At 43.5% G+C, this 20,460-nt stretch carries 20 protein-coding genes; 8 read left to right on the forward strand and 12 right to left on the reverse strand.

The window, feature by feature from the left end; translation table 11 throughout:
• Positions 1-94: 94 nt before the first annotated feature.
• Complete coding sequence (gene purE / locus PN447_RS13635; protein WP_271763587.1) at positions 95-613, reverse strand: 5-(carboxyamino)imidazole ribonucleotide mutase; 519 nt, start codon at positions 611-613, stop codon at positions 95-97.
• A gap of 127 nt (positions 614-740) precedes the next feature.
• Here purE and nagA point away from each other — a divergent pair, with 127 nt between their 5' ends.
• Complete coding sequence (gene nagA / locus PN447_RS13640; RefSeq protein WP_271763588.1) at positions 741-1,898, forward strand: N-acetylglucosamine-6-phosphate deacetylase; 1,158 nt, start codon at positions 741-743, stop codon at positions 1,896-1,898.
• Positions 1,899-1,917: 19 nt separating this feature from the next.
• Here nagA and PN447_RS13645 read toward each other — a convergent pair whose 3' ends face one another.
• Positions 1,918-3,999 (reverse strand): cation:proton antiporter domain-containing protein, encoded by a 2,082-nt coding sequence (locus tag PN447_RS13645; RefSeq protein WP_271763589.1) that lies wholly within the window; start codon positions 3,997-3,999, stop codon positions 1,918-1,920.
• 531 nt (positions 4,000-4,530) lie between these two features.
• Here PN447_RS13645 and bchM point away from each other — a divergent pair.
• From bchM to PN447_RS13660, 3 genes are all read left to right on the forward strand, one after another.
• The gene (gene bchM, locus PN447_RS13650) at positions 4,531-5,217 is read left to right on the forward strand and encodes a magnesium protoporphyrin IX methyltransferase (protein WP_271763590.1); all 687 of its coding nucleotides are present in this window, start codon (positions 4,531-4,533) and stop codon (positions 5,215-5,217) included.
• Positions 5,218-5,357: 140 nt separating this feature from the next.
• On the forward strand, positions 5,358-5,846 hold the full coding sequence (locus tag PN447_RS13655; RefSeq protein ID WP_271763591.1) for a hypothetical protein: 489 nt from the start codon (positions 5,358-5,360) through the stop codon (positions 5,844-5,846).
• Positions 5,847-5,864: 18 nt separating this feature from the next.
• Positions 5,865-6,245 carry a DUF423 domain-containing protein gene (locus PN447_RS13660; RefSeq protein ID WP_271763592.1) on the forward strand — a complete coding sequence of 127 codons (381 nt, stop codon included), beginning with the start codon at positions 5,865-5,867 and terminating at the stop codon, positions 6,243-6,245.
• A 167-nt stretch (positions 6,246-6,412) separates the two neighbouring features.
• Here the strand turns inward: PN447_RS13660 and pruA are convergent, their stop codons facing one another.
• On the reverse strand, positions 6,413-9,394 hold the full coding sequence (pruA, locus tag PN447_RS13665; RefSeq protein ID WP_271763593.1) for an L-glutamate gamma-semialdehyde dehydrogenase: 2,982 nt from the start codon (positions 9,392-9,394) through the stop codon (positions 6,413-6,415).
• A 111-nt stretch (positions 9,395-9,505) separates the two neighbouring features.
• On the opposite strand from pruA, the gene PN447_RS13670 reads away from it, so the two are divergent.
• From PN447_RS13670 to PN447_RS13685, 4 genes are all read left to right on the forward strand, one after another.
• Positions 9,506-10,492, forward strand: coding sequence for an SDR family NAD(P)-dependent oxidoreductase (locus PN447_RS13670; RefSeq protein ID WP_271763594.1), 987 nt, complete (start codon positions 9,506-9,508; stop codon positions 10,490-10,492).
• Between the two features lie 154 nt (positions 10,493-10,646).
• Positions 10,647-11,492: a class I SAM-dependent methyltransferase gene (locus PN447_RS13675; protein WP_271763596.1), complete on the forward strand. Its 846-nt coding sequence runs from the start codon at positions 10,647-10,649 to the stop codon at positions 11,490-11,492.
• A gap of 96 nt (positions 11,493-11,588) precedes the next feature.
• Positions 11,589-12,227, forward strand: a complete 639-nt coding sequence (locus tag PN447_RS13680) for a hypothetical protein (RefSeq protein WP_200988262.1) — start codon at positions 11,589-11,591, stop codon at positions 12,225-12,227.
• A 10-nt stretch (positions 12,228-12,237) separates the two neighbouring features.
• On the forward strand, positions 12,238-13,038 hold the full coding sequence (locus PN447_RS13685; RefSeq protein WP_271763614.1) for a pentapeptide repeat-containing protein: 801 nt from the start codon (positions 12,238-12,240) through the stop codon (positions 13,036-13,038).
• Here the strand turns inward: PN447_RS13685 and PN447_RS13690 are convergent, their stop codons facing one another.
• The 9 genes from PN447_RS13690 to PN447_RS13730 form a co-directional block, all read right to left on the reverse strand.
• The gene (locus tag PN447_RS13690; protein WP_271763598.1) at positions 13,039-13,605 is read right to left on the reverse strand and encodes a hypothetical protein; all 567 of its coding nucleotides are present in this window, start codon (positions 13,603-13,605) and stop codon (positions 13,039-13,041) included.
• A 17-nt stretch (positions 13,606-13,622) separates the two neighbouring features.
• On the reverse strand, positions 13,623-14,876 hold the full coding sequence (locus PN447_RS13695) for an ATP-binding protein (protein WP_271763615.1): 1,254 nt from the start codon (positions 14,874-14,876) through the stop codon (positions 13,623-13,625).
• Positions 14,877-15,037: 161 nt separating this feature from the next.
• Positions 15,038-15,805: a phycobilisome rod-core linker polypeptide gene (locus tag PN447_RS13700; RefSeq protein ID WP_271763599.1), complete on the reverse strand. Its 768-nt coding sequence runs from the start codon at positions 15,803-15,805 to the stop codon at positions 15,038-15,040.
• Between the two features lie 139 nt (positions 15,806-15,944).
• The gene (locus PN447_RS13705) at positions 15,945-16,688 is read right to left on the reverse strand and encodes a phycobilisome rod-core linker polypeptide (RefSeq protein ID WP_271763600.1); all 744 of its coding nucleotides are present in this window, start codon (positions 16,686-16,688) and stop codon (positions 15,945-15,947) included.
• Between the two features lie 143 nt (positions 16,689-16,831).
• Positions 16,832-17,671, reverse strand: coding sequence for a phycobilisome rod-core linker polypeptide (locus PN447_RS13710; RefSeq protein ID WP_271763601.1), 840 nt, complete (start codon positions 17,669-17,671; stop codon positions 16,832-16,834).
• Positions 17,672-17,710: 39 nt separating this feature from the next.
• Entirely contained in the window at positions 17,711-18,307 is a 597-nt protein-coding gene (locus PN447_RS13715) for a HEAT repeat domain-containing protein (protein WP_271763602.1), read from the reverse strand.
• 11 nt (positions 18,308-18,318) lie between these two features.
• Positions 18,319-19,149, reverse strand: a complete 831-nt coding sequence (locus PN447_RS13720; RefSeq protein ID WP_271763603.1) for a HEAT repeat domain-containing protein — start codon at positions 19,147-19,149, stop codon at positions 18,319-18,321.
• A 10-nt stretch (positions 19,150-19,159) separates the two neighbouring features.
• The gene (locus tag PN447_RS13725) at positions 19,160-19,402 is read right to left on the reverse strand and encodes a phycobilisome linker polypeptide (RefSeq protein ID WP_271733775.1); all 243 of its coding nucleotides are present in this window, start codon (positions 19,400-19,402) and stop codon (positions 19,160-19,162) included.
• Between the two features lie 38 nt (positions 19,403-19,440).
• Positions 19,441-20,301: a phycobilisome linker polypeptide gene (locus tag PN447_RS13730; RefSeq protein ID WP_271763604.1), complete on the reverse strand. Its 861-nt coding sequence runs from the start codon at positions 20,299-20,301 to the stop codon at positions 19,441-19,443.
• Between the last annotated feature and the right edge of the window lie 159 nt (positions 20,302-20,460).

The raw sequence follows: 20,460 nt of genomic DNA on the forward strand, positions 1-20,460 counted from the left end.
AAGGGAATGGGACTTGATTTTGTTTCTTCCGGTGTGTTCTCTAATCCCTAATCCCTAATCCCTGTTCCCTGTTCCCTGTTCCCTAAGATAAAAATTAACCTGATTGTTCTAAATATTGCTGATAACCCAACTGTTCTAGTTTGGCTTGCTTGGCCATGACTGATGCAGCTAGACTCTGGCGATACTCTTGAACTTGAGCAAGTAATTCTGGTTGGTGGGTAGCGAGAATTTGCACCGCTAAGAGTCCGGCGTTTTTAGCATTCCCTATGGCTACTGTAGCCACTGGAATACCCGCAGGCATTTGTACGATAGAATATAAGGAATCCACCCCTTGTAAATTCCGGGTAGCTACGGGAACCCCAATTACTGGCAATGGTGTTAAAGATGCTACCATGCCGGGGAGATGAGCCGCACCCCCAGCACCGGCAATAATTACTTTAATACCTCTATGGTGAGCGGTTTGGGCATATTCAACCATGCGTTCTGGGGTACGATGGGCAGAAACGATCGCCACTTCAGTTTCTATACCAAATTCGGCACAAACTGCGATCGCATCTTTCATGGTGGGTAAGTCGGAATCGCTACCCATGATAATACCAATAGGAGGAGCCATATATTAATTGCTTTGAGAGAATGTTGTAAAAGTTATGATTAGTGTATCAAATCTTGTTTGACCCACTTTCTCTGTTCCCCGTTCCCTGTTCCCCGTTCCCTGTTCCCTCTTCCCCCTCTTACTTATTATGAACACAGATGAATTTTTACCACCAGAGATAGAGAATATAATTAATGGGCGAGTCCCTGGTTATGAAGGTTTACAGCGCATCTGTATTAACCATCAAGGGGTAGTTGAGGAAATTACCCCTATGAGTCCAGAATCTTCTAGTTGTGGGTCTTCACTAGATGTCGCTGGTGATTGGATTTCTTTAGGTGGTGTTGATTTACAGATTAATGGTGCTTTAGGTTTAGCATTTCCAGAGTTAACCGGGGATAATTCCCATATATTGCCGAAAATATCCCTTTTTTTAGAGGATATGGGCATAGATGCCTATTTACCAACCTTAGTTACTACCTCAATAGATAATATACAGCGATCGCTGGGGATAATTGGCGATTTTAGCACCAATCAAAGGGGAGGTGCGAAGATCCTAGGAGTACATTTAGAGGGTCCATTTTTAAACTACCACAAGCGCGGCGCACACCCACAAGAATATTTACTACCTCTGACAATTGAGCAAGTCAACAGAGTTTTAGGGGATTATCCCCAGATTGTCAAAGTAATCACCCTAGCCCCAGAATTAGACAGTACAGGGGAAGTAATACCCTATTTGCGTTCTTTGGGGATAATTGTTAGTTTAGGGCATTCCCTGGCGACAGCAGCCCAAGCAGAGGCGGCGTTTAACCAAGGGGCGACCATGGTAACCCATGCTTTTAACGCTATGCTCTCATTACACCACCGGGAACCGGGGTTACTAGGTGCTGCGATTACCCATCCTGATGTGATGTGTGGTTTCATTGCTGACGGTGAACACATTACACCCATGATGTTAGATATTCTCCTGCGCGCCAACCAGCAAAAACTATTTTTAGTCAGTGATGCTCTCGCACCCCTAGGGCTACCTGATGGGGTGTATCCTTGGGACAGTAGGGAAATAGAAGTGAAGAACGGTACAGCAAGGTTAGGAGATGGGACTTTATCCGGGACAACTTTACCCTTGTTGGTGGGAGTGCAAAACTTGGTCAAGTGGGGGATTTGTGATGTGGGAGGTGCGATCGCCCTAGCTACTAATGCACCCAGACAAGCTATGAATTTACCAGGAATAATTTCCCACCCCAAAACTGGTTTGTTACGTTGGCGTTGGGATGAAATTACCAAACAACTAACTTGGGAAAGATTATGAATTGTTGACAGAGCCGAAATCAAAGATGAGCTTCACCCAATAACACAATAGAACCGGTTAACTCTTCAATTACCTGAGTTGTGACTTGACTAACAGCTAATCCCCCTGTGGTACGATAACGTACGGAGCGTAACACCGCTAAATCAAATCCTTGGGCTTCCCTAACTATAGTTTGAGCAACATCATCATCTACAATAGTTCGGATATGTGTATTTACCTTTAAGTGACTTTTAGAGACAATTTCAGTTAATTGAGTTGTAAATTCTTCTACTAAATTAGTAGGGGTTTTGCTGTTAGAGACGTGTAATAGTACAACCTCCGCCCGATTCACATCAGCCAACATTTCTGCAAACTTCCAAGCGCTGATAGTTTGAGGTCTTAAATCTCCAATGGGGACAATAATTCTCTCAATTGTTTTGGGACTTTTTACCAGACGAGCTACCGCGACTGGACAGTGAGAAGACCAGAAAACACTATCAATCACATTACCAAATAATCTGGCACGTAAACCTGTGGTGCGAGACCAACCCATCACGACTAAATTAGCATTTTGTTCTCGACTGGTGCGACTAATTGCTAAAGCTATATCATCATCAATGCGAACTGCTGTAGAAACCTGAACATTAAATTCGGCGCTAATTTCCTCAGCTAGTTTCAACCTTTGCTGACTTTGCTCTAGTGATATTCCTAATTGGGGGTCATCCATGTGAACATGGGCTTTATTAATAGCTAATGGTAAAATTTTTCCAGACTGATGTTGAGCTATTAAAGCCGCCATTTCAATTAAGTAGCGTTGGTTGCGGGAGTTATGTATTGGTACTACTACAGTGAATGGATGCTGAGTTGGTTCTAGGGGTTGTGCGTCATGATGTTCCCACCAAGTTGCTAAACTTTCTGTTTCAAAGTCCGTTTGGGGTACTTGTAATAAAGCTGCAAATCGAGTGGTAATCAATGGCGCCATAATTGAAGTAACTACCATGAGGACAATTACACTATTTAAGACACCTTCACTAATAAGCCTTTCACCAGCAGGATTTAAGGTCTGATAAGCAACCAAGGATGCTGCTAAGGTGGCGGCTACTTGTGGTAATGACAATGACCACATTGTGAGCATTTGTACATTACTGTAACGGTAGATTAATTTGGTCAAAAATGCCGCTATAAATTTGCTACCAATCAAAGCAGTGACAATTACTAATGTTAACCAAATAGAACCGAGAGTTTTGATAAAGGCGGGAATATTAATTAACAGTCCCATGTCTACAAAAAAACAAGGGATAAATAGGACGCTACCAATAAACTCAATTTTTTCTTTAACTGGACTACGTCCTACAACATCATTGACTGCTAAACCTGCTAAAAATGCACCCACAATTTTTTCAACTCCCACAATCTGCGCTCCTACAGATGCGAGAAATAAAGCCAATAATATGAAGAGAAATTGATTACTTTGTTCATCTCCAGAACGGCGAAAAAATTCTTTACCAGCCCAATCAAAACCAAACAGGACAATCACAGAGTAAATTGCTAGTCCACCTAATAGGGTTATTAAGCTCAGGGTAGAAAATTCTCCCCCATGAATTCCTACACAAATTGCTAATACTAATAAAGCAGCTGTGTCAGTGAAAATTGTCGCCCCTACTGTGACTGTGACTGCTTCATTCATCACCACTCCTAGACGGCTAACAATGGGATAAGCTAAGAGGGTATGGGAGGCTAGCAAAGAACCAATCAGTACCGAAGCATTCCAACTAAAGTTAAAAAATCTCCCGACTAAGATCCCAGAAATTAACGGTACTAAAAATGTTAATATTCCAAAGACAATTGAGCGATTTTTAGTTTTGCGAAATTGTTCTAAATCAATTTCCAAACCTGCGACAAACATTAAGTAAACTTTGCCGATATCCGAGAGTAAGTTAACGGTTTCTGAATCAGAATGTAATAATTTTAGCCCATTTTGTCCTAACAATACACCTGCTACCAGCAACCCTACTAGTCCAGGTATTCGCAGTCGCTCAAATATAGGCGGAACAGTAAAAATTACTGTTAGAAGAATTGTAAATTGAATAATAGGACTGTCAGTTAAGAAGTTGGATGTCATTGGTAATCAATAAAGCTAAATTAGTCAATCAATTATGTATAGTCATCCTATTTGACTTGAGAAATTATGAGTGAGGAAAGGGAACAGGGAACAGGGAACAGGGAACAGAAATTGTTCATGAATCATTTAGGATTGCTATATACTGTATACAGATATTTAAAAAGCTCATGAAAAAATATGTTTCTGAATAATGTAGTGATGGCTGCAATTATATTGTATGATTATATCTTAATCTAAAAAACCACAAAAAACAAGAGAATGGGGGTTTAGTCAGATGATTGATAAATAGAGAAGTGTCAATGAAAAACATCTAACTTACTCCTGGCTGTAATCAGCAAGCTTTTGCTGGAGATAAAGAAAAAATAGAATTTTATCTCTTGAATCTCCAAACAACCAGAGAAATCGGCTATTATCTATAGTTGGTTTGTCGTACATGAGGAAAAGAACTTCTAAAAAAAATATTGTAGAGTATTCGAGGCCTTGGTATTAATGATAATTTTAAAGATTGGGAACACTTGAAGATTTAAGTTTATGAACGTAGCTGACGATAAAACCATTGTTCGCGAATATTTTAATTCTACAGGCTTTGACCGGTGGCGACGCATTTACGGGGATGGGGAAGTTAATAAAGTCCAGTTAGATATCCGCAATGGACACCAGCAAACCGTAGATACAGTTATTGGGTGGCTCAAAGATGATGGGAATTTATCAGAGTTATCAATCTGCGATGCTGGTTGTGGGGTAGGTAGTCTCAGCATCCCATTGGCAAAAAATGGTGCTAAGATATACGCCAGCGATATTTCTGAGAAAATGGTCACGGAAGCTAAGGATAGAGCTTTAGCCACTTTGGAAAATGCCGAAAATACTACTTTCGCTGTTCAGGATTTAGAATCATTGAGTGGTAGTTACCACACTGTGATTTGCTTGGATGTTCTCATTCACTACCCCCAAGAGAAAGCAGACCAGATGATTTCCCATCTTTGTTCTTTAGCACAGTCCAGAATAATTATCAGTTTTGCGCCCAAGACCTGTGCTTTAAGTATACTCAAGAAAATTGGTAGTTTCTTTCCTGGACCGAGTAAAGCAACTCGCGCTTATCTCCACCGTGAGACTGATGTGGTGAAAATCTTGGAAAATAACGGCTTTGCAATCAAGCGCCAAGCTATGACTAAAACTCGTTTTTATTACTCCCGTCTACTCGAGGCTACGCGCAAATAAATTGACATATTTTACCTAAACTGCTGTTTTCAGGAGCATGGTGGGTGATGCTGGTCTCACCCACCCTAGTTTAATACCCTGGAAGCTTTTCACAACTCAAGCTAAAATCGCAAGCAAAGTTTAAAATCTGATGTGACACTATGAAGACTGCTGAAAAACTGGCTGCGGGTTGGCTATTGACACTGGGATTCATGTTTTTGACACTATCAGTTTCAGCAACACTTGAGAAAAAATCTGTCCTTAAGCCGGTTTCCAAACCATATAATCAGGCTTTAGTCAAGGAGTTTATTAATCAACCTGCTGTTTATTACCTGGATAATACCGCCAGAAATGGGATGATCTTTGGTATACCCACAATGGTGTTAGGTGGTTGGTTAAGCTTGGGGTTATATCGTCAGAGCAAAAATGAGCAAAAAGCACTGCAGAAGCAACTAAGCGATCGCCTACAATCCACTTTTTATCAAATGCTACAAGAAAATAACGGGCGCGTCACTGTTTTAGGCTTGGCGATGAATTGTCAACTACCAGCAGCTACAGCTAGAGAGTACTTAGATATGAAAGCTAAAGAATTCAATGGGGATTTTCATGTCAGTGAAACAGGGGGAGTATCATATCATTTTGAGATCTAGAATCAATCATCATTAGCAATGGCACAAGTTTTTGTCAGCCTAGCTGCTGTTTTAGGTGGTTTATCTGTAGCCGCAGGTGCTTTCGCTGCTCATGCTTTGCGAGGTAAAATCGGTGAGCGATCGCTGGAAATTTTCGATACAGCCGCTCGTTATCAAATGTACCACGCTTTGGCACTTTTGTTAATAGCCTTACTAATTAGTCGTACAGCATCACCTCAACCCATGTTAGTAGCTAGTGGGTGGTTATTTATCATTGGCATTGGCATTTTTTCTGGGAGCTTGTACGCCCTCAGTGTCACTGGTTTGAACAAGCTCGGCGCAATCACCCCCCTGGGTGGTGTGGCTTTGATTATTGGTTGGGGTATTTTGGCTGTCGCGGGTTGGGGTTTGAAGTTTTAGGAAGGTTTTTGTCAAGTCATGATTAGTGTATCGAATATTATTTGACCCCACCCTCACCTTTCCCTTTATCAGGGAAAGGTGACTGGATTTGATTGTTTCGGTGTGTTGGGTGTGTTCCCTGTTCCGGTGTTCCCTGTTCCCTTCAACAAAGATAATTTTTGATTTTTCTATTCAGCGCCGGGGATGGGTGCAAACCCTTGGCGTTGAATGTTTTCTGTCACCGTCCGCGGTTCTAGGAATTGCAGCAGATAATCTGGTCCTCCCGCTTTGGAACCTACCCCCGAAAGTTTGAACCCCCCAAAGGGTTGTCTGGCAACTATTGCACCTGTAATATTACGATTAATATAGACATTTCCTACTTCCAGGTCTGTCTGTGCTTGTTGAATGTGGGAGGGTGTTCTAGAGTATAGTCCCCCCGTCAGGGCGTAGTTGGTGCTGTTAGCCACTGCTAACGCTTGGGCAAAATCTTTGACCCTAATTACCGCCAGGACTGGGCCGAATATTTCTTGTTGGGCGATGGTGGCATCAGGTGGTACTTCACTAAAGATGACTGGACCGATATAATACCCCTGTGTAGGTGCGGTCATTTCCAAGGCGACTTGGGCTTGTGTCTTACCCGTGGCAATATATGCCAAAATGCGATCGCGTGCTTGAGCATCAATTACCGGTCCAACTTGGGTACTAGGTAACTCTGCGGCTCCGATATTCAGGGATTTTGTGGCTGCTACTAACCTCTGGACAAAAGCATCATATATCGGTTCGAGTACAATTACCCGGGAACAGGCAGAACATTTTTGTCCACTGTAACTAAATGCTGACTGTACCACCCCCACAACAGCTTGATCTAAATCAGCACTTTCGTCTACGATAATTCCATTCTTCCCGCCCATTTCCGCGATTACTCGCTTCATGTGCTTTTGTCCTGGTTTGAGGGTAGCTGCTTCTGCATAAATGCGACAACCCACCTCTTGAGAACCAGTAAAGGCGATGATATGAGTATCAGGATGATTTACTAAGTAAGCACCTACTTGGGAACCTTTACCTGGTAAGTATTGAAATACACCTTGAGGAATACCCGCCTCTACTAAAATTTCTGTGAATTTCGCGGTAATTACAGAGGAGGTTTCCGCCGGTTTGAGCAGGGTACAATTACCTGCAACCAGGGCTGCAACAGTCATACCACAGGCGATCGCTAAAGGGAAATTCCAGGGAGAAATCACCACTGCAATTCCCCTAGGTTGGTATATATAACGATTCGTCTCACCTGATACGTCATAGTTTACACCTTTATCTAGGCGTTCCATTTCCTCAGCATAGTAAAGACAAAAATCTATAGCCTCAGAAACCTCAGCATCTGCTTCTTTAACAACCTTACCTACCTCCAAAACAATCCAAGCTGCAAGCTCAGACCGACGTAACTCCATCAAATCAGCCGCCTTCCTCACAATCCTAGCACGTTCGTGTACTGGTGTTTGCCGCCACCCAGGAAACGCAGCCTTAGCAGCTTGCATCGCCTCTTCTGCTTGTGCCACACTAATTAAACCAACCTGACCTACTACCTCGCTAAAATTAGCAGGATTGACCGAATCAATTAACTCCTGAGTATTGACATACTCCCCATTCACCAAAGGTAAATAAACCCGACCCAACTGTTCCCGCACCCCAGCCAAAGCCGTCGTCAACATATTTCTGTGCTCCTCCTGTGCAAAATCCGTATCTGCAGCACCAACAAACCCCCCTGCTTCTGGGCGTATTTGGGCTTTGTCCTCAGACAAATTCACATTTGGGGGTGCTAACAACTCTTCAATGGGGCGGTTCTCGAGATTTTGCCGCAAAAATGAACTATTAGCTGTATTCTCCAACAACCGCCGAATTAAATAAGCCATCCCCGGTAATAACTCACCATAGGGACAGTAAACCCGGACGCGATAACCTTGATTAACTAAGGCTTTAGCCAACTTATCCCCCATCCCATACAACACTTGCATTTCAAAGTGACGACGGGGGACATTTAAACTTTCGGCTATGGCAATAGCGCGAGCTTGCGATCGCACATTATGACTGCCAATAGCAGTATAGACATATTGGTGATTTTCTAATAATAGCTGGGTAATGGCTTCAAAATTGGCATCTGTGGCGGCTTTATCGTTATAAACTGGCTGTGGCCAGTGTTTTTGTTCTGATTTAATAGTTTCCTGATCCCAATATGCACCCTTAACTAAACGCACTGTCAGGGGATAACCGCGCTGTTGTAACCAAGAAATTAACTTTTTCCCATCCTCTAGACTGTCACGCAGATATGCTTGGATGGTCACACCAATATCTGTACGTTGTCTAAACTCATCTTCTAAAAGTAATTTTTGCAGAATAGTTAAAGTTAAATCTTTGTAGGCGTACTGTTCCATGTCAAAATGCACAGATGCCCCTAACTCTTGCGCCCGACGTAATAAAATCCGAATGCGATCGCTAACTTTCTCCTCACTTCCTTGAGGGTCTAAAGGATCAAATTGGGAATAAAACGCTGTTAACTTGACAGAAACCTGAACTTGTGGTATATTGTATCCTTCAGCTTCATCAATAGCCGGAATTACCCCCCAATTCTTTGATGCTTCTATTAGTTGTTGCATCAATTCTAAATAGCGTTCTAGGTAAGACTGGGCTTCAGTTTCAGTAATCACCGCCTCACCGAGTAAATCAATGGTGAAAGCCATTTTTTCTTTTCGCAGTCGTTCAACTGTTTTGATAACCTGTTTAATATTCTCCCCAGAAATGTATTTATGGGCTAAAGTTTCCACAGCCGTAGAAACAGTTGTCGCCGCAACTTGTCCCGGCATAGAATCAGGGTGAGCAAAATTCAACATCCCCTTGAGGGCTGAAGGTAATTCTACAGATTCTGCCCCTAAATATTCTTGCAAATGTGCGGCAATTTCTGATTTACTATGTAAAGCGGGTAATGTGTCAATAAAACGAAACAATTGTACCCGTAAACCAGGATTACTCATTGCCCAGGCTAGCAGTTTATCATCCCAGCGCATCTGATCGCGTAGGGAACCTAAAAACGAGCGATTTTCTTGGGTAGCGACCAGAAGCTGTCGAGCAACTTCTTGAGTTTTAGCTTCGTAGGTGCTGGTTTGGGCTTGTAATACCACTGATAACTCCTTTGTTGGCAACTTCGGGACTGGTGACCACCGGATCAGAACTTTTTTCCTGCCCTGTTTTCTGCTATGGTAAATCCTAATCCCCTTTTTTAGTCTGTAATCATGAAGAATCTTCAGGGAAAAGTGACTTTAGTCACAGGTGCAAGCCGGGGAATTGGCAAGGGAATTGCTATTGCACTGGGTGAAGCTGGGGCAACTGTGTATATTACCGGACGGAGTTTAGATAATTTTGATACTGTGGGGGGAATTTCCGGTAATCTGAATCATACCCAAGGGGCCGTAGAGGAAGCCGGAGGTATATGTATTCCCGTCCAGGTAGATCATAGCAATGATCAGCAAGTGCGATCGCTGTTTGAACGCATCCAAGATGAGCAAGACGGACAACTAGATTTACTGGTTAATAACGCTTTCTCAGGAGTCCAGTCTTTACGAGATACTCAAGGAAAGTCTTTTTGGGAGTGTGAACCTGATCTGTGGGATAATATTAATAATGTCGGTCTGCGTAGTCACTACGTTGCCAGCATTTTTGCAGCACGGATGATGGTGCAACGTCGCCAAGGATTAATTTGTACTATTTCCTCTTGGGGGGGTATGTCCCCCATTTTCGGTGTCGCCTATGGTGTGGGAAAAGCCGCCTGTGACCGCCTGGTAGCTGATATGGGGGTGGAACTTAAACCCGATAATGTCGCCTCTGTTGACCTGTGGCCGGGGATTGTGGGTACTGAGCATATTTCCGCCTTAGCAGATGAGATAGGAGCACAAAATGTGACTGACCCGAGAAACTCAGTCTTTGTTGACCGTTATAACTGGGAAACTCCCTTATTGACAGGTCGAGTGATTGCAGCTTTGGCTGCTGATGCGAATATAATGCAGCGCACAGGAAAAGTGCAGATTGTGGCGGAACTAGCGCAACAATATGGAATTGTAGACCAACAAGGCGATCGCCCGGCATCCCTACGTTCCCTCAAGTTTATTATACCCGCAGCCTTACCCGCAATCAGAAAATACTCGAATTTCATCCCAGATATTAAAGTCCCCTGGTCAGTGCTACTGCTAACCACACTTAGCTCACCAAAAATATCACACTAATCCTTATATTAAACTGAGATTTGTTAAAACCTGCCGAGTCGCGTTTCATCCCCTGTCTGAAGCACGAAGTACGCAACTACGTTGCTGCTTCTCAGGGGCTTTCACGCTGCCGCTAATTCCTGGTAAAATGTGGTATTAGTTTTAACGAAAGTAAATGACTAATCAGCCAAAAATTGTATTACCATATTTTGACCAGTTATTTGAGGACTTTGAAAAGAAAAATACCGAAGTAATTACGGGATTTGGTCTTCATGTACATTGGGGTTATTGGGAGAATCCCAGCACAGCCGATGGTTCCGCACAAGACTTTGCATTAGCAGCAGAAAATTTAACTCGCCGGGTGTGTGATGCGGGTGGTGCGGGAGATGGACAAAAGATTCTTGACTGTGGTTGTGGCTTCGGTGGGACAATTTCTAGTCTTAGCGATCGCTTTGAGAATTTACAGCTAGTTGGTTTAAATATTGACCCTCGTCAACTCGCTAGAGCTAAAGAACAAGTTCACCCCCAAAATCATAACCAGATAGAATTTATAGAAGGGGATGCTTGTCAACTACCCTTTGCAGATAGCTCCTTTGACCTAGTTCTGGCTGTTGAGTGTATCTTTCATTTTCCCAGTCGTCAAAGGTTTTTCCAAGAAGCATGGCGAGTTCTCAAACCAGGGGGAAAACTCGCCATCTGTGATTTTGTACCTCTCCAATTTGTCTATCCCTTCATGAAAATTGGCGGTAAATTGCTCAGTCCCTTCATTGGTAACACCTACGGACCTGTTGACAGCAGTTTCACCCTCAATGCTTATAGAAAACTTGCCCAAAGTACAGGTTTTACACCCATATTCAAGGAAGACATCACCCCTAATACCCTCCCAACCTATCCCCTTCTCAAGCGACTTCAGTCTGAGAGTGGTAATCAGCAGTCAGCAAATTCCACAGCAGTTGCTGAACGGATTAGTCGTTTAGGAATAGTCCGTTATGTGATTCTTTCCTATTGCAAGGATAAATGAGTAGGGATTGAGGGGTACTTAGGGTTATGGTAGTTTAGGATCACACTGATAAATTGCCAAACATAACTTTTATCCACATGACTGGAGAGCATCACCTTGGGAATAGAATTACGCAGTTTTGTATTTCTCGACAGCCTGCAACCTCAACATGCAGCCTATATGGGAACAGTAGCCCAAGGTTTTCTACCATTACCGGGGGATACATCACTGTGGATTGAAATTTCTCCGGGTATTGAAATTAATCGCATTACCGATGTAGCACTCAAATCCGCCTCCGTGCGTCCAGGAGTGCAGATAGTTGAACGACTATATGGTTTATTAGAAATTCATTCTAGCTCCCAAGGAGAAACCCGCGCTGCAGGTCAGGCGATTTTGGCAACACTAGGAGTGAAAAAAGAGGAATGTCTCAAACCCCGCGTAGTTTCTAACCAGATTATCCGCAACATCGATGCTTACCAGACCCAGTTAATTAATCGTACACGGCGAGGACAGCTACTACTTGCAGGACAAACACTATATGTATTAGAAGTTCAGCCCGCAGCTTACGCCGCTCTAGCGGCTAATGAAGCCGAGAAAGCCGCGGGAATTAATATTCTGGAAGTGCAAGCTGTAGGAAGTTTTGGACGGTTGTATTTAGGTGGTGCGGAACAGGATATCCTCGCAGGTGCGGCCGGAGCATTAGCAGCGATTGAAAATGTCCCCGGTCGCCCCAACCCCCAGAGTGTCAATGAGTAAAGGAGCAAAAATGGCAAATCAAGAGCATCTGGCTTTACTCAAAGCAGGTGCGGTGACATGGATAGAATGGAAACAGCAAAATCCCCTGGTGAAAGTAGATATTAGCGCCGCCAACTTACAAGGAAACAACCTCAGAGGCGCTCACCTCCAAGGGGTGAACTTAAGTAAAGTCAATTTAAGTCATGCTTTACTCGTGCGAGCTAACCTGAGTCATGCTGACCTCAGTGGCGCTAACCTGCACCAAGCCAAGCTCATAGAAGCTAATCTCAGGGGGGCTAACTTGACTGTAGCGAAGTTAACTGGTGCGATACTTACCCAAGCAGATTTAAGTGATGCTCATCTGATTGGGGCTGACTTGAGTGGTGCAAATCTGGAAGGGGCGATCATGGTTGCAGCTAACCTGATTGGAACTGACCTCACAGACGCTAACTTTAGAGATGCTGATTTAGGTAAGGCGCAGTTAATCAGAGCTAACCTGAGTTTTGCAAATTTCATTGCAGCGAATTTAATTGCTGCTGATTTAAGTGAAGCCAATTTATACCACGCCCAATTAAACGGAACTTATCTTTATCAAGCTAACTTTTACAAATCTAATTTACACCAAACTCACCTGAGTGGAGCTTACCTATTACGAGCCAACCTCAGTGAAGCTAATTTGACCGGTGCTAATTTGACATGGGCTAACCTCACGGGAGCTAATTTAGCAGGGGCTAATTTAGCAGGGGCTAATTTGAGGGGTGCTAAACTCCAAAATGCTCACCTCAAGGGTGCTATTCTCAAAGACACAATTATGCCGGATTTATCCTGTTAATTAATGCTGTTTTTTAATTGCACGAGCAATGAGCGGCGCTTTCCGTTCTAAACCTGTCAAAGTAATTTCACCATCTAGATAAAGCTGATACCATTGTTGACGCTGACGGATAACTCGCTCATCATCCCGCAAATGTAATCGTTGCAAAGTAAATTCCGCTCTTGATCTTTCCTCTGGTGGAACTGCATCAGTTAAGACTAATTGCAGGGAAGGTAACAAAATTTCAAACCAATCATCCTCTAGCAAAAACGGGTCAAGCACTTTATCATCAAGAGTACCTTTGCTACTATTTATCCAAGCAGAAGCAAAACGATAATTACTCCATTCATAAGCCAAATGCCGATGATTTTGACAACAAAGGTAATGATCTACAGTCCCAACAGGTTCAAACATGGCAGTATAAGCACAAACGCTACCAAAACCATCGGCTAAATGGATTTTGAATTTTGACCAAAAATCTTTTGGTCTTTTTTTAGTATTTGTATTTTTGGCTAACCAATTATTACCTGTCTGTCGTACCTGGGCATCAAAATCTGACGGTTCTGGCGGAGGATTAAATTTTAACATATTGACTATGCCCCTGATCATCCAGCATTGCTTCTTTTTTCTGCTGTTACTATCCAACGAGGCCAAAAAGGATCGTGTCCTGGTAAAAGTTTTTGCAATTCCTGATGAATTTGCGGCTGGGTTCTCAAGTATTCTGGAAAATTATTCATATCATCATAGCGCATCCATGCTTCTGCGGCTTCAATTGCCATTTCCGCTTGTTGAGAACGAGCTTGTTTGAGTCCAAATATTTCTGATGTTAACCACCCAACTGTATCCCCTTGTTTAACCCAGGATATTTCATTCAAGGAAACTGTTTCGCCTAGTAGTTCAAATAAAAATAACTTGTCTTGGTCTCCATCAAAAATTGGTTCTAAGGAAGCAAGTACCAAGGGTGAATGAGTTGTTACTAAAACTTGGATTTTCAGATTGGGATCTAACTGATTGATGACTGTTAAAATAGACGGTAATATAACTCTTTGCCAGCGTGGATGTAAGTGAGACTCAACTTCATCAATTAGTAAAACTATTTGATTCATTGGTTCTTGTTTCCGGATCTCTGAAGCTTTTTGGTGTTCATACCAAGCCCATACAAATAAATAAGCCAGTCCCAAAATCCGTTTCATTCCTGCTGATGCTTGAATAATAGGAATATTTCCATAAGGAAGATTAATTGTAGGAATATCACGGACATCTTCCACAGATACTCGCTTTGGTTCTCCTACTTCTATCCATTCATCAGGACGAGGTGCCAGTTTTTTAATGACAAGAGATAATAGTTCAAATGGTGTTTTTAGAGGTTGATTTTGCCATTTAACCCAATCATCAATGAGACCATTACAAACAACTTTACCTTTTAACTTTAAGCCATTCCAAAGTGTATCCGGATCAAAATTATAGGCTAAATCGCGCTGGCGAGCCGGGTCAAAGAGTGAAAAACCACCATCAACACGAACAAAAATCACAATATTTTTGGATAAATCACGTAAAGATAGAGTTCTTTGCCATTTTTGTTCATAAAAATTAAAGCTACCTTCAACATTTATTTCAGGGAAAAGTATTTGCCAATTCTTGCTATTAATTTTAGAAATAATTTTGGGTAATTCATCTGTATTTGTTTGTGGATAAGCGGGTTGGTCTACCCAGTTTCCCGTCATTACCCACCAAGCAACATCAAGTAAAAAGCTTTTACCTAGTCCATTATCACCAGTAAAAATGTTCAGTCTATTGGCAAATTCAATATCAAATTGCGAAGCAGGTCCTACAGACTTTAAATGAAGTTCTTTGAGCATTTGACTAATCCTTGACAGATTTACCAGCTTAAAAGCTACTGGGTCTAGTTTCCACTTAACATAACGCCAAAGTCCCAGAAAAACTGTAAACCTGTCGTTACATGAAGGCAAAAACTAGACCCAGTATAAAATTTGAGTTTTAGACAGTTAGATATTTAATCTTAGCGTCTACTACCACTGCGGTAGGGAACGGCATTGAGATAATCAATATCAAATGCAGAAAGCTTTTGGGCATAGTTGCCTTTACCACCAACTGCTGCTGCCATATCAGCATATTTGCGTGGATCACCTTCTGCCAGGCGTTTTTCTTGGAACTTGCGGGTATAGAACTTCTCCAAAGTGAAGCGCCAATCGGTCTGAACCGTACCGGCTTTTTCTTGGAAGTCTTCGCCGTAACGAGGTGTCACTAAGTTGTGGGGACGACCTTCCATGCGTTTGCGCTGGTAGGGTACGATATTATCCCCAAAGTTTTTGGTATATTCTTCACTATCTACTAAAGCATCCACAAAGCCGCCAAAACCCTTGGTAGCAATGACAATTGACCAAGCAATTTGTTCATCTTTGTTATAGGAAGCACGGCCTAATAAACGCTTGAGGGTGATGTCTACTAAACGGTAGTTGTTGTTGACACTGACAACTAAACGATAGAAGGCTTCAGACTTAGCTAAACCTCTGATGAAGTCACGCACAGATAAAGCACCGGTTTTCAGTTGAGATTCCAGAGCTTTTTGGCGGTTGAACTTGAGAATTTCATGTTCACTGAAGACTTGGCGATAAGCAGCCCAAATGATGCTCTGGATATCAGTGTAAGAACTGACATCTTCAATTCGGTAGATATATGGTGTATCTTCATTCTGGTCAGCTATACCAAAGCTGGTGACTCGGTTATTTTGAGTGGTGGGTTTGTACTGAAGTAATGGCACAGACATACTGGGTTATTCCTCTGAATTAATTATTAAACAAAAAGCTAGCTGGGAAAATTCAAGGAGGCCTGATTCCCTATGTTATTGTCCCGCATTATGTTGATCGGTAGAGCTGATTGGGCAGCAATTTACTATCAACAGGTATTTACCCCAGGGGGAAATTGGCGCTGGAATTGATGGAGATGGGTATACCTTGGGGTTTGGTATCCCTTGTCATATCTGGAATTTGGATGCTATCTAGGTTAACTGGTGTAAATTTGAGTGTCTTAATTTCAATGGAATTAGCTAATTCCATAAAGTTCTTGATGTCCCCTGCTTTATAGCGGGCTTCTTCCAATTTGTCGCGCCAGTAATTACCGTAGCGGGGTGTGACTAAATTAAAAGGTCTATCTTTGTAGCGCCGGCGTTGGTAGGGAACTATATTGTCGCCAAAGTTGCTTTGATACTCTTGAGAGTCGATTAAAGCATCGACAAAACCATCCCAACCCAGGGTAGCTATTTTGATTGACCAAGCAATTTCTTCCTCTTTGTTGTAGGAAGCACGACCTAAGAGGCGTTTGAGGGCAATTTCCACAAGACGATAGTTAGAGTTAGTCTCTACTACCAAATTCCGCAAGGCTTCGGACTTAGCCAAACCCCGGATCAAGTCGCGCACAGTAATAGCTCTATTTTTGACCTGAGATTCCAGGTTAGTTTGGCGATAAAACTTGAGGATTTCATGCTCACTAAAAACCTGGCGATAAGCGGCCCAAATTAATTCTTGGAACTCACTATCAACAGAGCAGTCTTCGCTGCGGTAAATCCTGGGAGTATCCTCATTGGGGACTTCGTAACCAGCAACGCGCTGGTTTTGGGAACTAGGTTTGTATTGTAATAAAGGAATTGTCATTACGGTTGCTAATATTCAATGATCAATTGTATGGGTCCTAAGCACCGACTGCAATTTTCCCAGAGATCACATAAATCAAGTGTGTGATCTCTGTCCATGGGTGGTTTATAGTCCTATGGATCGAGCCATGACAAACTCATGCCTTAATTCGTGGGATTTCCGGGAATATAACGATAAGGTAGAGCAACAGCTACAGGTTTGACAGTGGGTTGAGGCGTACCGACTTCGCGGGAGTTGTCGGGAATCTTGATATCTTTGATTTGGGAGGTGACTGTAGCTACTGTTCTTTGATAGTTACGTTCGCCAGTGATCATTTTCCCGGCCATGTCCATGAAATTGGCAGGAATTACCCGCCGAATCTCCTGTTTGCTAGCAACCCCGGTGGTGCGGGCGGTATAGAAGGAACGACCACCGAAGGATTGTAACATCATGCGATCGCGCCAGTAGGAACCGTAGCGGGGATTAACTAAGTTAAAGGGTCTGTCTTTATACCGACGGCGTTGGTAAGGGACGATATCATCACCAAAGTTTTGCAGATATTCTTCACTGTCTAACAGGGTATCGATGAAACCGTGTAAGCCTTTAGTACCAATCACAATTGACCAAGCAATTTCTTCATCTTTGTTGTAAGCGGCCCGTCCCAAAAACCGCTTTAAGGTGATGTCAACTAAGCGGTAGTTGGTGTTGATATCTGCTACTTGTGTGCGGTAGACTTCGGACTTACCCAGACCCCGGATAAAATCACGGACGTTAATTGAGCGATTGCGCAGTTGAGATTCCAGGAACTGCTGGCGGTTGCTGGCAATAATTAAGTGTTCGCTGAAGATTTGCCGATATGCTGCCCAAATAATGGCATCAATATCTTTATCTGAGGTAGCATCTGACAAGCGATAAATGGTTGGTGTGTCATCATTGGGGACTTCGTAGCCTTCTACCCGCTGATTTTGGGTAGTAGGTGCATAATTTAGCAGTGGTATTGACATATTTACTTTTTCCCTGTTTTATGATATGAGAGGCAAAAGTTATGAAATGGCTAGTTGTACACGAGCGCGAATTGCCTTTTCGTCGTCAGTAGTTAACATCTGCTGGAGTCTGGTGTGGATGGGCGGCTGCAAATCGGGGATTTGAGCCAAAGCCTGTAGACCGACTACCGCAGCGTAACGGATTGACCATTCTGAGTCTTGGGAAATCAACAGCAAGGTTTCTAAAGCTTTTTTTAATGCTGTCTCCCTTTGGGGGGAGTTAAGTTGATGCCAATCTAAATTTCCCAGACCCTGAGCAGCAGCCCGGCGAACACTGGGAGCAAAGTCTGTGGCTGCTGCTGTGATTAAAACGTCTAATGCACGGGGGTCGCCGATCGCCGCTAAGGTGCGAATAGAATAAGCCCGTGCGCCGTAGTTATAATCGTCAAGGGATAACAGTTGTGGTACTGCTATTGCTCCCATAGCTGTTAGTGCAGCCACGGCCACTGTTGCAGCTGTGGGGTTGTTATAACCAAATACTGCGATTAATGTGGGAATGGCAGCAACATCTGGGACTGCTGCCAAGTTTTTTACTGCCGCCACCATTTTTTCTGGTGTATCTGCCAGGGCGACGGCACGGATTAGTTCATCAGTCACGTGGCGCTAGTTCACAAAAGTGAATCCATTAAGTTCATCACCTGGATGGCATGGTCAGAAACGGATAGGGCTTCTGACTCTGGGGTGAGTTGATGCTCTAGCAATCCTTTAAGGGCCATGAGTTTAAAGCTATTTTCTGCCTTAGTGCTGGCGATCGCCTCCGCTGCTCCTATGTAGCCAATTGCGCCCAAATCTCCTAAGACCAGACGGCGCAATTTCAAGTCCTCACTAGACAACATTTTTACTAACCTCTCCCCATAAATGGGGTCTTGTGTTAGTTGGTACATTGCTCTAGCCGCGGCACAGTTTACGCCTGGGACTTCATGCTCTAAAAACGGTGAAATCAAAGAAATAGCCTCAGTTGCACCAATAGCTCCCAAGGCTTCTATTACCGCTTCATAGGGCTGGTTGAGATGAGGGCGGCCGGGTACTTGCACTGCCTCGGCTACACCTCCAGCTAGCATTTTCATGAGTGCGGGTGCTGCAGTTTTCTCCCGCAGTTTTTGCAAAGATTGGGCTGCTGCTTCCCGCACATAAAAATCAGGGCATTCCAAGCACTTAATTAACCCTGGTATAGCTGTATTATCACCTAACTTCCCCAATGCTCTGGCTGCGTTGCGCCGCAGTGGATAACCTCCCATTTCTGTTCTGTCAGCTTCATCCTCTAAGGCTGCAATCAAGGCATTGATCACATCTGGGCGGCGGACGCGAAATTTACCCAGCCACCAAGCTGCGTAATAGCGCAGACTTAAATCTGATGATTGCAGGTTAGCCAGTGCTACCTCTGGTGTCAACTGAGGCGCGGTTTCTGCTGAATATTCTGACGCAGTGGGTTCTCTCATTGCCAGGATATTAGTTTTCTATGGCGCTCAATGGGGAAATATTGATGATTTTGCCACCTAGGCGGTTAATCCGTTGCATTTCTTCATTCATCCGACTGTATGGCACTGTGATAAACACGCTACCACTGCGACGGATATCGAATTTATTCTTGTCAGTTTCTGCGTTTTGGCGCAAGCCTACAACTTCATAACGAAATACTCGGCTGGCCGATGAAGAAACGCTACCGCCCCCAAGTGTGGTTTGACCGAACATTACTGCTATATCTCCTGTACGATGTGAGTAACCCTACCTTAAGCTGAGGTGATGCTGACAATTTTGCCGCCTTGTCGGTGGATTTGCTGAATCTTGTCAGAAAGTCGCTCATAAGGTACGATAATTGCTGTACTGCTCCGTCTGACACTGGGATAACCAGGGCCACGGATTGCTGTTACTTCAATGCGGTAGACGCGATCGCCCGTACCCACTGCATTTCCTAAAGCCTTTTTGGGAGCTACATCTGAAGCAGCACGGAAATTCCAGTTATCGTTGCTGCCTGATGGCCCTACAATTGAAGAGGCTTTATTGCTAGCTAAATCCTGGGCTAAACGGGATTTAGCACCTTCTACCTGAGCGCGATCGCTGTTGGCATAACCCCGGTATAAGCGGAATAGACGGGTAAAGCCTACTGTTTTTTGCCCTGGTTGGGTTTCAAACCCACGATAATATGGGACAATATGATCACCGAAGTTATTTTGGTACTCTGGTGAGTCAATGTAGGAGTCAATTTCCGCGTCGTAGCCTTGGCTCTGGTACAAATCTAAGTGGTAAGCCACCTCTGATTCATCATAGGGGGCGCGACCCAGGAGATGTTTGTAGTTAAGTTCGATTAACCTGGTTTGGAAATTGGGATAAAAAAACTTAGTTTTGTAGAGTTCTGACTTGGCAACGCTGCGGACAAACTCCCGCACCGTCAGGTTACCATCTCGCAGGAGTGATTCAGCGCTTACCAGACGTTCCGACGCCATCAAATAGTCGTTACCCAAAACCTGCCGATAAACAGCCCGGATTACAACTTCAACTTCATCTTTGCTGGCATTGGGGCGCAGTTCTAATCGAGGTGCATCACTAAAAGGCTCTGTTCCTAGCCTGGATGCTGCTGCTGTAATTGCCATTTTGCTTCACCTGTTGATTTGCATTTCGGCTATTTTTACCGAGTGCCGAGTTTACTAAAGCTTTTCAATAAAACTTTGCCCGGAGCCAGATCCAACTGCTAGATGAGTCAGAACGGTTTTTTGGTTAACCTCAAAGCGTGACTCACTCCATCCAGAAAT

Origin of the sequence: Anabaena sp. CS-542/02 (assembly GCF_028331085.1) — a bacterium.
GTDB classification, from domain to species: domain Bacteria; phylum Cyanobacteriota; class Cyanobacteriia; order Cyanobacteriales; family Nostocaceae; genus Anabaenopsis; species Anabaenopsis arnoldii.